The 13179-nt window shown below is 63.4% G+C and carries 13 protein-coding genes and 1 tRNA gene; 4 read left to right on the forward strand and 10 right to left on the reverse strand.

Annotation, left to right across the window (positions count from 1 at the left end):
* Positions 1-214: 214 nt before the first annotated feature.
* The 8 genes from IVB29_RS20610 to IVB29_RS20645 all read right to left on the reverse strand — a co-directional run bounded on the left by IVB29_RS20610 (position 215) and on the right by IVB29_RS20645 (position 7486).
* Positions 215-487: a DUF1150 domain-containing protein gene (locus tag IVB29_RS20610; protein WP_247505220.1), complete on the reverse strand. Its 273-nt coding sequence runs from the start codon at positions 485-487 to the stop codon at positions 215-217.
* A 51-nt stretch (positions 488-538) separates the two neighbouring features.
* A complete protein-coding gene (locus tag IVB29_RS20615) occupies positions 539-964 on the reverse strand; it encodes an Hsp20 family protein (RefSeq protein ID WP_014438749.1) in 426 nt (141 codons plus the stop codon).
* A 325-nt stretch (positions 965-1289) separates the two neighbouring features.
* On the reverse strand, positions 1290-2372 hold the full coding sequence (locus tag IVB29_RS20620; RefSeq protein WP_247505221.1) for a sn-glycerol-3-phosphate import ATP-binding protein UgpC: 1083 nt from the start codon (positions 2370-2372) through the stop codon (positions 1290-1292).
* Between the two features lie 6 nt (positions 2373-2378).
* The gene (gene ugpE / locus IVB29_RS20625; protein ID WP_247505222.1) at positions 2379-3227 is read right to left on the reverse strand and encodes a sn-glycerol-3-phosphate ABC transporter permease UgpE; all 849 of its coding nucleotides are present in this window, start codon (positions 3225-3227) and stop codon (positions 2379-2381) included.
* Positions 3227-4108: a sn-glycerol-3-phosphate ABC transporter permease UgpA gene (gene ugpA, locus IVB29_RS20630; protein ID WP_247505223.1), complete on the reverse strand. Its 882-nt coding sequence runs from the start codon at positions 4106-4108 to the stop codon at positions 3227-3229. Before ugpA ends, ugpE begins: the two co-directional genes overlap by 1 nt.
* A 45-nt stretch (positions 4109-4153) precedes the next feature.
* Entirely contained in the window at positions 4154-5470 is a 1317-nt protein-coding gene (gene ugpB / locus IVB29_RS20635; RefSeq protein WP_247505224.1) for a sn-glycerol-3-phosphate ABC transporter substrate-binding protein UgpB, read from the reverse strand.
* 227 nt (positions 5471-5697) lie between these two features.
* Positions 5698-6915, reverse strand: coding sequence for a CaiB/BaiF CoA-transferase family protein (locus tag IVB29_RS20640; protein WP_247505225.1), 1218 nt, complete (start codon positions 6913-6915; stop codon positions 5698-5700).
* 145 nt (positions 6916-7060) lie between these two features.
* Positions 7061-7486 (reverse strand): organic hydroperoxide resistance protein, encoded by a 426-nt coding sequence (locus tag IVB29_RS20645; protein WP_247505226.1) that lies wholly within the window; start codon positions 7484-7486, stop codon positions 7061-7063.
* Between the two features lie 154 nt (positions 7487-7640).
* On the opposite strand from IVB29_RS20645, the gene IVB29_RS20650 reads away from it, so the two are divergent.
* The gene (locus tag IVB29_RS20650) at positions 7641-8099 is read left to right on the forward strand and encodes a MarR family transcriptional regulator (protein WP_247505227.1); all 459 of its coding nucleotides are present in this window, start codon (positions 7641-7643) and stop codon (positions 8097-8099) included.
* A 75-nt stretch (positions 8100-8174) separates the two neighbouring features.
* Here IVB29_RS20650 and IVB29_RS20655 read toward each other — a convergent pair.
* Positions 8175-8250 (reverse strand) — tRNA-Ala (locus IVB29_RS20655).
* 95 nt (positions 8251-8345) lie between these two features.
* Positions 8346-8756 carry a TIGR02300 family protein gene (locus IVB29_RS20660; RefSeq protein ID WP_247505228.1) on the reverse strand — a complete coding sequence of 137 codons (411 nt, stop codon included), beginning with the start codon at positions 8754-8756 and terminating at the stop codon, positions 8346-8348.
* Between the two features lie 160 nt (positions 8757-8916).
* On the opposite strand from IVB29_RS20660, the gene aroA reads away from it, so the two are divergent.
* The 3 genes from aroA (at position 8917) to rpsA (ending at position 12862) form a co-directional block, all read left to right on the forward strand.
* On the forward strand, positions 8917-10254 hold the full coding sequence (gene aroA / locus IVB29_RS20665) for a 3-phosphoshikimate 1-carboxyvinyltransferase (protein ID WP_247505229.1): 1338 nt from the start codon (positions 8917-8919) through the stop codon (positions 10252-10254).
* Positions 10251-10889 carry a (d)CMP kinase gene (gene cmk / locus IVB29_RS20670; protein WP_247505230.1) on the forward strand — a complete coding sequence of 213 codons (639 nt, stop codon included), beginning with the start codon at positions 10251-10253 and terminating at the stop codon, positions 10887-10889. Before aroA ends, cmk begins: the two co-directional genes overlap by 4 nt.
* A gap of 266 nt (positions 10890-11155) precedes the next feature.
* Positions 11156-12862: a 30S ribosomal protein S1 gene (gene rpsA, locus IVB29_RS20675; RefSeq protein WP_247505231.1), complete on the forward strand. Its 1707-nt coding sequence runs from the start codon at positions 11156-11158 to the stop codon at positions 12860-12862.
* The last annotated feature ends 317 nt before the right edge of the window (positions 12863-13179 follow it).

Here is a 13179-nt window from a genome sequence, read left to right on the forward strand (position 1 = left end):
CGTCTCCACATTTGTGTGTTGCCTTCCGGGTCCCGGCTCTGCGCCGCAACGCTTGCGCGTTGCAGCTTGTCCGGGACACGAGAGTTGAGCACGCTGTAGCCGTGCGCGGGCAATGACGCGGAGAGTGCAGCGATCTATCGCACAAATGAAAACGGGCACGCCTTCATGTGAAGGCATGCCCGCTTGAAACTCTATTGATGCGAAATGCGCGCGCTCAGTGCACGCTCATCGCTTGCAGCTCGTTGCTCCAGGCATTCGCCACCGCGGCTTCGCGACTGTCGGTCAGCATGATCGGCGTGCCGTCGGCGGCGTGGAGTGCGAACAGCTTGAGGCCCGGCGCGATTTTCGGCGCTTCGGGAAACAGGCCCGGCACATCCTCGGAGCGGATCTGCTTCACATAGGCGATGTGACCTTCGCCGAGGTTTGCCAGCGTCTCGGGCGAGACGTTGTTGGCTTCGTATTCGAATACAACGTGACCTTCACTCATGGTCTCGACTCCTTCACTGAAACTAAGCGGTCGAGTCCGCTACTCGTTCCATTATTCGTGCTCATTGATAGCGATTGTCTTAACGATCCTCTCCGGTTCAGGCCGGGCAAGATCGACCGACAACAGCCCGTTCTTCAGATCCGCACCCAGCACCAGCATCCCCTCCGCCAGCACGAAAGTGCGCTGGAAGTGGCGCGCGGCGATGCCGCGATGGATGTATTGCCGGGTCTTGTCGTCCTGCTGCCGCCCGCGAATTACGAGCTGGTTTTCCTCAATGGTTACATCGAGTTGGTCGCGGGTGAATCCGGCGACCGCCAGCGTGATCCGCAAGCGCTCCGGCTGGCCGTCCGATCGGTCGCACCTCTCGATATTGTAGGGAGGGTAACCGTCGGCGCCTTTGACGACGCGATCGAGCACGCGCTCGATCTCATCGAAGCCCAGAAGGAACGGACTGGAAAGCGTGGGAACACGAGACATAGTTTACAAAGTCCTCTCGAAGCGACTTTGGTACCTCAGGGCCCTGAAACGGCGCCCCTTGGTCAGCAATATGGTCATATCCCCGTGTGGGTTCAAGGACGTAGCGGGGGCGCCTGTGGATGGGGCATTCCGGTGGCTCATCCATTCTACCATCGCTGATGTGTCAGCCATGTCTCCGAACGCCCGCCAGGGATTTGTCCGGACTGAGCCGCCGAGCCCTCGGCATGCGAATTCGGGGCGCGAATTATCTCAATGAAAACAAACCCCCTTCTACTGTGCATGGGTTGTTTTCGCAGTTTTTGATTGCCGGCCCTGCGAAACCCGGTCAGGCCTCGATTCGCGTCCGCCCGTCGCCGCTGAAAAGGTGCAGCTTTTGACGCAAGGCGGCGACGCGGATTTTCTGGCCGATCGGCGGCGCCTCGGAACCCGGAATGCGGACGATGACCTCGCCGGGCGGAAGTTCGCCGGGCGTCGCGGCAACGCGCTGTTCGTCCTGCGCGCGCGAGCCGTAGACGAAGGTCTCGGCGCCGACGCGCTCGATCGCTTCCACGGTGAGCGGCAATGCGACGCCGCCAACTGGGGTCTGGTCGGTGATGACAAAATCCTCCGGGCGGATGCCGAGGATGCCGGCGTCGCCTGAATTGCCGATCTGCGATTTGATTTCGTCGGCACGCATTGACATCAAATTCATCGGCGGTGCGCCGATGAAGGAGGCGACGAAGGTCGTCGCCGGCTTTTCATAGATCGCGAGCGGATTGCCGACCTGCTCGACCTGGCCGCCGTTCATCACCACGAGAATGTCGGCGAGCGTCATCGCCTCGAGCTGGTCGTGCGTGACGTAGATCGATGTCGTGTTGAGCCGGCGCTGCAATTTGCGGATCTCGACGCGCATCGCGATGCGCAGTTTGGCATCGAGGTTCGACAGCGGCTCGTCGAACAGGAATACTTTTGGCTGGCGCACGATGGCGCGGCCCATGGCGACGCGCTGACGCTGGCCGCCGGAGAGCTGACGCGGCTTGCGCTCCAGCATCGGCGTGAGCTCGAGCACGCGCGCGGCTTCGTCGACGCGGGTCTTGACCTCGGCCTCCTTCATGCCGCGGTTGCGCAGGCCGTAAGCCATGTTGTTGAAGACGCTCATATGCGGATAGAGCGCGTAGTTCTGGAACACCATCGCGATGTCCCGATCGGCGGGCTCGACCTGATTGACGATGCGGCCGCCGATGTCGATCTCGCCGCCGGTGACGGTCTCCAGCCCTGCGACCATGCGCAGCAGCGTGGACTTGCCGCAGCCGGAGGGACCGACCAGCACGCAGAACTGGCCGTCGGCGACATCGACGTTGACGCCCTTGATGGCCTCGAAGCCGCCGGGATAGGTCTTGCGGACATTGCGCAGGGTGACGTTAGCCATGAAAACTCACTTCTCGGTCTCGACTAGGCCACGCACGAATAATTTCTGCATCGCGACGACGACGAACACCGGCGGCAGCATCGCCAGCACGGCGGTGGCCATCACGATCGGCCATTCGGTCAGCGCGTCGGTGGTGGTGATCATCTTGCGGATGCCGACTTGGATGGTCTGCATGTCGTCGCGCGTGGTGATCAGAAGCGGCCAGAGATATTGATTCCAGCCGAGGATGAACAGGATCACGAACAGCGCCGCCATGTTGGTGCGCGACAGCGGCAGCAGCGTATCCCAGAAGAAGCGCAAGGGACCGGCGCCGTCGATGCGCGAGGCCTCGAGCAGCTCATCCGGCACGGTCATGAAAAACTGGCGGAACAGCAGCGTCGCCGTCGCCGACGCGATCAGCGGCAGCGCCAGGCCCGCATAGCTGTCGAGCATGTGCAGATCGGCGACGATCTTGTAGGTCGGATAGATGCGCACCTCGACCGGCAGCATCAGCGTGATGAAGATGATCCAGAAGATCGGCATCCGGAACGGAAAGCGGAAGTACACGATCGCATAGGCCGAGATGATCGAGATCGCGATCTTGCCGATCGCGATCGCGAGCGCCATCACCAGCGAGTTCAGCATCATGTTGCCGACCGGCTCGCGGGTCGAGCCGCTCGTGCCGACGAAGATGGTCTGGTAGTAGACCTCGAAGAAATGGCCGCCGGGCAGCAGCGACATCTGCCCGTTCGCGATCAGCGCGTTGTCCTGGGTCGAGGCGATGATCGCGATGTAGACCGGGAATGCGACGATCGCGATCCCGATCCACAGGATGCCGTGAGCGATGTAGCGCCGGATGCCTTCTTCCTCGACCATCAGTAGGTCACCTTGCGTTCGACGAAGCGGAACTGGATTCCCGTCAGCACGATGACCATGACCATCAGGATCACCGATTGCGCCGCGGAGCTGCCGAGATTGCCGCCGAGCAGGCCGTCGGAATAGACCTTGTAGACCAGCGTGACCGTCGACGTTCCGGGACCGCCGCGGGTCATGGTGTCGATGATGCCGAAGGTGTCGAAGAAGGCGTAGACGATGTTGACGACCAGCAGGAAGAAGATGGTCGGCGACAGCAGCGGGAAGGTCACGGTCCAGAACCTGCGCATCGGACGGGCGCCGTCGATCGCGGCGGCCTCGAACACGCTTTTCGGGATGGCTTGCAGGCCGGCGAGGAAGAACAGGAAATTATAGGAGATCTGCTTCCACGCGGCGGCAAGGATGATCAGCGATGCGGCCTGGTCGCCATTCAGTAGCGGATTCCAGTCGATGCCCATGTTGCGAAGATAGCGCGAGAGCACGCCGAGCGACGGATGCAGCATGAAGATCCAGAGCACGCCGACGACCGGCGGCGCCACCGCATAGGGCCAGATCAGCAGCGTGCGGTAGAGCATCGAGCCGCGCAGCGGCTTGTCGGCCATCACTGCGAGCAGCAGCGCGAAGGATAGCGACGTGGCGGCGATGGCGAACGAGAAGACGAAGGTGCGAACGACCGCCTCGAAATAGGCGGCGTCCCTGAACAGGTCGACATAATTCTCGAACCAGACGAAGCTGGTCGACAGACCGAAGGCGTCCTGGAGCAGGAAGGACTGGATCACCGCCTGTAGCGCGGGCCAGTAGAAGAAAATCAGGACGATCGCGAGTTGCGGGGCAACCAGCGCGTAGGGCAATAGCCTTGATTGGAAAATGGCTTGTTTTTGCATGATGGGCGACGCCGGCAGACCGAGCGGCCTGCCGGCGCCTTCGCCTTATTTTACGGCGGTCTTTTCGAACTGGCGCAGCATGGTGTTGCCGCGTTCGACGGCGGCATCGAGCGCCTGCTTGGCGGTCTTCTTGCCGGCCAGCGCCTGCTCGATCTCTTCCGACCAGACGTCACGCAGCTGAACCATGTTGCCGAGGCGCAAGCCGCGCGAATTGTCGGTCGGCTCCTTGTTGGTCAGCTCGATCAGCGGGGTCTCGAGATAAGGCTGATCCTTGTAGAAGCCCTCTTCCTTCGCCTTGGCGTAGGCCGCCTTGGTGATCGGCAGATAGCCCGAGGCCTTGTGGATGTAGACCTGACGATCGGTGTCCGAGAGGAAGGTCAGGAATTTTGCGACGCCCTTGTATTCCTCGGCCGACTTGCCGCCCATGACCCAGAGCGAAGCGCCGCCGATGATCGAGTTCTGCGGAGCGCCCTTGACGTCGGGGTAGTACGGCATCGGCACGGCGGTGAAGTTGAACTTGGCCTGCGCCTTGACGTTGCCGAAGAACGCCGACGACGTCAGGTAGATCGGGCATTCGCCGGAGGTGAAGCGGCCTTCGCCGGTGTTGGTACGGCCGGCATAGTCGTAGGTCTTGGTCTTCTGCAGCTCGACCAGGGTTTCGAGATGCTTGACCTGGAGCGGGCCGTTGAATTCCAGCACGGTGTCGAAGCCGTCGAGGCCGTTGGCCTTGCTGGCGAGCGGCACGTTGTGCCAGGCGGAGAGCTGCTCGAGATTGACCCAGGTGACCCAGGAGCCGGAGAAGCCGCAGGTGTCGTGACCGGCAGCCTTCAGCTTCTTGGCGGCCTCGAATGTTTCGGGCCAGGTCTTCGGGATCTCGACGTTCGCCTTCTTCAGCTCGTCGAGGTTGACCCACATCACGGTCGACGACGAGTTGAAGGGGAACGAGAGCATCTCGCCCTTCGAGGTCGAGTAGTAGCCGGTGATGGCGGGCAGGTAGATCTTGGGATCGAACTTCTCGCCGGCATCGGCCATCAGCTTGTAGACCGGCTTCACGGCGCCGGTCGCGGCCATCATGGTGGCGGTGCCGACTTCGAACACCTGCATGATGTGCGGGGCGTTGCCGGCGCGGAACGCGGCGATGCCGGCGTTCATCGTATCAGGATAGTTGCCCTTGTAGGTCGGGATCACCTTGTAGTCGGCCTGCGACGCATTGAAGTCGGTGGCGAGCTTGACGATGACGTCGTTGTTGGCGCCGGTCATCGCGTGCCACCACTGGATCTCGGTCACGGCCAGCGCCGGCGAAGCCGTCATGCCAACTGCGATTGCAACAGCGGCAGCCGCCCCAAAATGTCGAAGAGCCATCAAGTAAACCTCCCTTAGCCGTCCCTTGGCCGTCAAAAAGATCGCTTGCGCTAGCAGCGCCATATGACGTTCACATGACTGTGTAAGCGGGAGAAACGAAAGCAGCAAGCGCTGCCAAAAGGGAAGCCGTCAAATAGGCGAAGACGGAGCGCGCAGCCTCCTTCGTTCGCGGTGCACATGCGTGGGTCGCGCCGCAGTGCGGCATTGGATGTGTGAGGTGAGGGCCCCTAGCGCTTGCGGTCGGGGCCGCAGACCGTGCCCTTCTCGACCATCGCGTCGATCTCGGCCTTAGAGTACCCGAACTCGCCGAGCACCTCCTGCGAGTGCTCGCTGAATTTCGGTGGCAGGCGGCGCAGGCTCGGCTTGCTGCGATCGAGCCGGATCGGCGAGGCCACGCCCTTGTACCAATCCTTCTCGATAATATCGCCGCGGGCGATGGTGTGCGGGTTGGTCAATGCCTGGTCGATCTTCTGCACGGGACCTGCGGGCAGGCCTGCCGCGAGCAGGCGATTGCACAGCGGCTCCGCCTCGTGCTGGCTGAACACCGCGGCGAGCTCGGCGCGCAGCGCCTCGCGGTTGGCGATGCGGTCCTTGTTGCGGGCAAAGCGCGGATCGGTGCCGAGCTCGGGCTTGCCGATCTCCTTGGCGAGCTTGCGGAAGGTGCCGTCATTGCCGACGCCGATGAAGATGTTGTCGGTCTTGGTCGGGAAGATCGCGTAAGGCACGAGGTTCGGATGCTCGTTGCCGGTGAGCGACGGCGGCTTGCCATGCATGAAATAATTCGCGGTGTGCGGATGCATGATGGCAAGGCCAGTCTCGTACAGCGTCGTCTCCAGGAACTGGCCTTTGCCGGAGCGCTGCCGCTCCGACAGCGCCATCAAAATGCCGATCGCTGCATAAAGACCGGTGCCGATGTCGACCAAGGGCACGCCGATCCGCATCGGTCCGCTCTCGGGCGAGCCGGTCGCCGCGATCATGCCGGTCATGGCCTGGATGATGGCGTCGTAGCCGGGATTGCCGCCGCGCGGGCCGTCGGCGCCGAAGCCGCAGATCCGGCAATGCACGAGGCGCGGGAATTTCTCGCGCAGCACCTCGTTGCCGATGCCCCATTTCTCCAGCGTGCCCGGCTTGAAATTCTCGATCAGGACGTCGGCCGTCTCCAGCATCTTGAGCAGCACGAGGCGGCCGCCCTCGGAGGCGAGGTCGAGGCCGATCGAGCGCTTGTTGCGGTTGATACCGATGAAATAGGCGGCGTCTTCGTCGTGGAAGGGAGGACCCCAGTCGCGCACCTCGTCGCCCGCGGGCGGCTCGACCTTGATTACGTCGGCGCCATGATCGGCGAGGATCTGGGTGCAGTAGGGACCACCGAGCACGCGCGTGAGATCGATCACGCGCAGTCCGCTCATTGCGCCCGATGCTGCTCCAGAATTGGCGGCTTCAGTCATGCCTTCGCTTCCCCTGTGTCGATCATTTGATCACAGGCCTAGCGAGGTTTGTTTGTGCCAGCAATGGGCTGCCGGGCAGGGCCGCATGCACCGCGGAAGCGGCCGGCCCGAGGGGGATCCCGGGCCAGCCAATCCGCTGGTCAGGTCAGACGACCGTCAGGCGAACGTCGACGTTGCCGCGCGTGGCATTGGAATAGGGGCACACCTGGTGGGCCTTCTCGACCAGCGCCTCGGCTTCCGCACGGGCGAGGCCCGGCAGCGAGACGGCGAGATCGATGTCGAGACCGAAGCCGCCGGCCGCGCGCGGCCCGATGCCGACGGTCGAGGTGACGGAGGCGTCGTTGGGGACCTTCGGGCCGCCCTGCGAGGACACGAACTTCATCGCGCCGATGAAGCAGGCGGCATAACCGGCCGCAAACAGCTGCTCGGGATTGTTGCCGGCGCCGCCGCCACCGCCGAGCTCCTTCGGCGTGGTGAGCTTGACGTCGAGCGCGCCGTCGAGGGTCGCAGCATGGCCGTCACGGCCGCCGGTGGCTTTTGCGCTGGTCTTGTACAGGACGTTCACGGACATTTTCGTCTCCTCGGATCTTTCGGTTGGGGTGCAATCTTTATCGCAGGCAATTAGATTGCGCGCAATTGAAATTTGCATGCCTCACATTTAATTGTTCGCAATTGAATATGGCGCAGGACGGCCCCAGAATGAGGTCTAGCTGGTGAGATTCTCTATGCCCCGGAAATTATCGACCCTGGATCCGCAACGCCTGGACAACCAGATCTGCTTCGCGGTCTATTCGGCCGCGCATGCCTTCAACCGCGTCTACAAGCCGCTGCTGGACCGGCTCGGCCTGACCTATCCGCAATATCTGGTCATGCTGGTGCTGTGGGAGCGCGACGACGTGCCGGTCAAGGACATCGGCGAGAAGCTATTCCTGGATTCGGGCACGCTGACGCCGCTGCTGAAGCGGCTCGAGGCGGCTCACCTCGTGAAGCGCACGCGCTCGAGCGAGGACGAACGCCAGGTGCTGATCGCGCTGACCTCGCAAGGCCACGCTTTGAAGGAGAAAGCGCGCAGCGTGCCGCCGTCGATCCTGGCGGCGTCGGACTGTTCGGTCTCGGAACTGGTGTCGATGAAAGACGAGATCGTCGCGCTAAGGGATCGGCTCAATGCGGCGATCGGGGATTAGGGGAGTTCTCTAGAACCCGTCTTCGCCCTTCGGGCTTCCCGTGGCTGCGCCACGCGTAGCCCGAAGGGCGAAGCGTGGTGGAGCCAGGCGGGATCGAACCGCCGACCTCTTGCATGCCATGCAAGCGCTCTCCCAGCTGAGCTATGGCCCCGTAGTCCTTAAGCGGGGTGATCCTGGTGGATCACTCCAGACCGGCGAGCCTGGTGACTCGCGCGGTGCACCCTTTTTCACAGATCAGGGCTGATCTCAAGTCTCTTCGTCGCCCCCGACATCACCAATGATGTCCGTGACGTCCTCATCGCCCTCTTCTTCATCGGCAATGAAGGTCGAATCATCGTCATCGTCGTCATCGAGGGTCTCGTCGACCTCGATATCGTCCTCCGATTCGGGCACGACGGCCTTGACCTTGCCGGTGTTCTCCTCGGCATCGGCCTCCTCGAGGGAGACTTCCTCGACCTCGGCCGGCGCCGGCGTGGCCTCGGCGGCGGCCGCCGCGTGGCGAGCTTCGGCGCCGCGAGGCACGCGGGCCGGCGCCACAGGCGCGATCGGCACGACTTCGCCGGTATAGGGCGAGATCACCGGGGTCTTGTTGAGGTCATAGAACTTCTTGCCCGTAGTCGGGCAAATACGTTTGGTTCCGAGTTCGGACTTGGCCACGGTGGAGGAATCCTGGGAATGCCTGAAAAGCGGTGTTTCACTTGGCTAGTTGGCGGCCCGCTGTCAATAGCGCATTACGGGAGAACGACATGCCCGTGACGGCGGGGAGCCCATGTGGTACCTGCCCGCGAGCCCAAAGGGCACATCCAAGGACACAATCTTGACCCATTCCGACAAGCCGACGCCGCTTCGGTCGCGCGCAAGCGGTCCCCTGACCGGGAAAGTACGGGTGCCCGGGGACAAGTCGATTTCCCACCGCGCCCTCATCCTCGGCGCGCTTGCGGTCGGCGAGACCAGGATTTCGGGCCTGCTGGAGGGCGAGGACGTCCTCAACACCGCCAAATCCATGCAGGCACTGGGCGCGACGGTCGAGCGCACAGGCGATTTCGCCTGGAAGGTGAACGGCGTCGGCGTCGGCGGCTTTGCCCAGCCCAAGGCGGCGCTGGATTTCGGCAATTCCGGCACCGGCTGCCGGCTGGTCATGGGTGCCGTCGCCGGCTGCCCGATCTCGGCGGTGTTCGACGGCGATGCTTCGCTGCGCAGCCGCCCGATGCGCCGGATCCTCGATCCGCTGGAAAAGATGGGCGCGAAGGTCGTGTCCGGCGGCGAGGGCGGCCGTCTGCCGCTGACCGTCCAGGGCGCGCGCGACCCGCTGCCGATCACCTACAAGACGCCGGTCGCCTCGGCCCAGATCAAGTCGGCGGTGCTGCTGGCGGGCCTCGCTGCGCCGGGCACCACGACCGTGATCGAGAGCGAGGCCAGTCGCGACCACACCGAACTGATGTTGAAGCATTTTGGTGCCGAGATCACCTCGACGCAGGAAGGTCAGCATGGTCGCCGCATCACGCTCAAAGGCCAGCCCGAGCTGCATGGCGCCAATGTCGTCGTGCCCGCCGATCCTTCTTCGGCCGCGTTCCCGATCGTTGCCGCGCTGATCGTCGAGGGCTCGGATGTCATCCTGTCCGATGTCATGACCAATCCGCTGCGCACGGGTCTTTTCACGACGTTGCGTGAAATGGGCGCCTCGATCGAGGAAAGCGAAGTCCGCGGCGATGCCGGCGAGCCGATGGCGCAGCTGCGCGTGCGCGCGTCAAAACTGCGCGGCGTCGAGGTGCCCCCGGAGCGCGCGCCTTCGATGATCGACGAATATCTGGTGCTGGCGGTGGCGGCGTCCTTCGCGGAAGGCACGACCGTCATGCGCGGTCTGCAGGAGCTGCGCGTCAAGGAATCCGACCGGCTCGAAGTCACCGCCGAGATGCTCCGCGTCAACGGTGTCAAGGTTACTGTCTCCGGCGACGATCTGATCGTCGAGGGCCGCGGCCACGTCCCCGGCGGCGGTACTGTGGCCACCCACATGGATCATCGCATCGCGATGTCCGCGCTGGTGATGGGCTGCGCCTCCGACCAGCCCGTGACCGTCGACGACACCGCCTTCATCGCCACCAGCTTTCCGGACTTCATCCCGATGATGCGTTCGCTTGGGGCCGAGTTTTCATGATCATCGCCATCGACGGGCCTGCGGCCTCGGGCAAGGGCACGCTCGGCAAGCGCCTCGCCCATCATTACGGCTACCGTCATCTCGATACCGGCGTGATCTACCGTGCGGTGGCCTACGCCCTGATTCAGTCCGGCCACGATCTCACGGACGAGGCGGCGGCGGTCGCGGCGGCGCAGGAACTCGATCCCGAAAAGTTCGGCAACCCCGCCCTGAAGACGCAAGCCGCCGGCGAGGGCGCCTCGATCGTCTCGGCGATCCCCAAGGTCCGCGAAGCCCTGCTCAATTTCCAGCGGCAATTCGCCGCCGATCCGCCGGGGGCCGTCCTGGACGGCCGGGACATTGGAACCGTGATCTGCCCGGATGCCGACGTGAAGATTTTCGTCGTCGCCGATCCCAGGGTCCGCGCCCAGCGCCGGACCATGGAGGCGCGCGCGAGGGGCGAGGAGGCCGACGAGGCGGCCGTGCTGGCCGACATCATTCGGCGCGACGAACGCGACAAGAGCCGGCCGATTGCTCCTTTAAAACCGGCCCCGGATGCTTACTTGCTAGATAACTCCCAACTGGATATAGAAGGCGGCGTCCGGGCCGCCATCGACATTATCGAGGCTGTCCGAGCGGGCCGGTCGCGGGGTTAAGCCGCTGCCGTCATTGGAGGAAGCGCCCGCTCCCGCTCTTTGAGGTCGATACCCCGATCCCCCGCTTGGGACCGGCGCGATCCAGGCTCCGGACACAGATTCCACGTATCGAATGCGCGGGCCTCAGCCGGCCCGCTTCCGTTGTTCTGGTCGCAAGGCCGGAGCAACGAGCGGTCGCTCGAAGGTCTTGCGGACCTTCCGACACTGCGCGTGCGATACGCCCTTTAAACCCAACGGCCGGCACGACATCCGCAACTGGAGAACAAATGGCTTCGACTTCTGCTGATACCTATAGCCCGTCGCGCGACGATTTCGCCGCGATGCTCGACGAGTCCTTCGCAGGTGGCAGCCTGCAGGAGAGCTCCGTCGTCAAGGGCACGGTGGTTGCTATCGAAAAGGACATGGCCGTCATCGACGTCGGCCTGAAGACCGAGGGCCGCGTCGCGCTGCGCGAATTTTCCGGCCCCGGCCGTGAGAGCGAGATCAAGGTCGGCGACGTGGTGGAAGTGTTTCTCGATCGCATCGAGAACGCCCTCGGCGAAGCCGTGCTGTCGCGCGACAAGGCGCGCCGCGAAGAGAGCTGGGGCAAGCTCGAGAAGGCGTTCCAGGGCAATGAAAAGGTCACGGGCGTCATCTTCAACCAGGTCAAGGGTGGCTTCACCGTCGACCTCGATGGTGCCGTGGCCTTCCTGCCGCGCTCGCAGGTCGACATCCGTCCGATCCGCGACGTCGCGCCGCTGATGAACAACGCGCAGCCGTTCCAGATCCTCAAGATGGACCGCCGCCGCGGCAACATCGTGGTGTCGCGCCGTACGGTTCTCGAAGAGACCCGCGCCGAGCAGCGCCAGGAGCTGGTGCAGAACCTCGAAGAGGGCCAGGTCATCGACGGCGTGGTCAAGAACATCACCGATTACGGTGCGTTCGTTGACCTCGGCGGCATCGACGGCCTGCTGCACGTCACCGACATCGCGTGGCGTCGCGTCAACCACCCGACCGAGGTGCTCTCGATCGGCCAGACCGTGAAGGTCAAGATCATCAAGATCAACCACGAGACGCACCGCATCTCGCTGGGCATGAAGCAGCTGCTGGACGATCCGTGGCAGGGCATCGAAGCCAAGTACCCGCTGGGTTCGCGCTTCACGGGCCGCGTCACCAACATCACCGACTACGGTGCGTTCGTCGAACTCGAGCCGGGCATCGAAGGCCTGATCCACGTCTCCGAGATGTCGTGGACCAAGAAGAACATGCACCCCGGCAAGATCGTGTCGACCTCGCAGGAAGTCGACGTGCAGGTGCTGGAGGTCGATTCCGTCAAGCGCCGCATCTCGCTCGGCCTCAAGCAGACCATGCGCAACCCCTGGGAGGTCTTCGTCGAAGGTCACCCGACCGGTTCGACGGTCGAGGGCGAAGTCAAGAACAAGACCGAGTTCGGTCTGTTCCTGGGTCTCGAAGGCGACGTCGACGGCATGGTCCATCTCTCCGACCTCGACTGGAAGCAGCCGGGCGAGCAGGTGATCGACAACTACAAGAAGGGCGACGTGGTGAAAGCCGTGGTGCTCGATGTGGACGTCGAGAAGGAGCGCATCTCGCTCGGCATCAAGCAGCTCGAAGGCGACCCATTCGCCGAGCCGGGCGATGTCAAGAAGGGCGCGGTCGTGACCTGCGAAGTGCTCGAAGTGAAGGAAAGCGGCATCGAGGTGAAGATCATCGGGACCGACTTCTCGACCTTCATCAAGCGCTCGGAGCTCGCGCGTGACCGCAACGACCAGCGCGCCGAACGCTTCGCCGTCGGCGAGAAGGTCGATGCCCGCGTGATCCAGTTCGACAAGAAGGCCCGCAAGGTCCAGGTGTCGATCAAGGCGCTCGAAGTCGCCGAAGAGAAGGAAGCCATCGCGCAGTACGGCTCCTCCGATTCGGGAGCGACGCTCGGCGACATCCTGGGCACCGCGCTCAAGAACCGCGACAGCAAGTAAGCGAAACGCTTTCTTTCGCTGACATCAAAGCCCCGGCGCAAGTCGGGGCTTTTTTGTTGCCGCGCCATACGCCGCTGTCGTCCCGGACAAGCGCAGCGAAGCGGAGCGCCGATCCGGGATCCCACAGGGAGCGGTTTGGCGAAGACTCGGAGCTACGAGCTTCGCGCGACAATTTCTCCCTGTGGTTATGGGTCCCGCGTTCGCGGGGACGACGAATGAGTTTGTGGCACCGCTCCGGCCCTCACCCGCTTGCAGGCCTTGTTTTCTTCAAATTGCGCCGCAATTGATGTATCCAGACCAACCATTGGTCACGTTGT

Origin of the sequence: Bradyrhizobium sp. 1 (genome assembly GCF_023073315.1) — a bacterium.
In the GTDB taxonomy this organism is placed as follows: domain Bacteria; phylum Pseudomonadota; class Alphaproteobacteria; order Rhizobiales; family Xanthobacteraceae; genus Bradyrhizobium.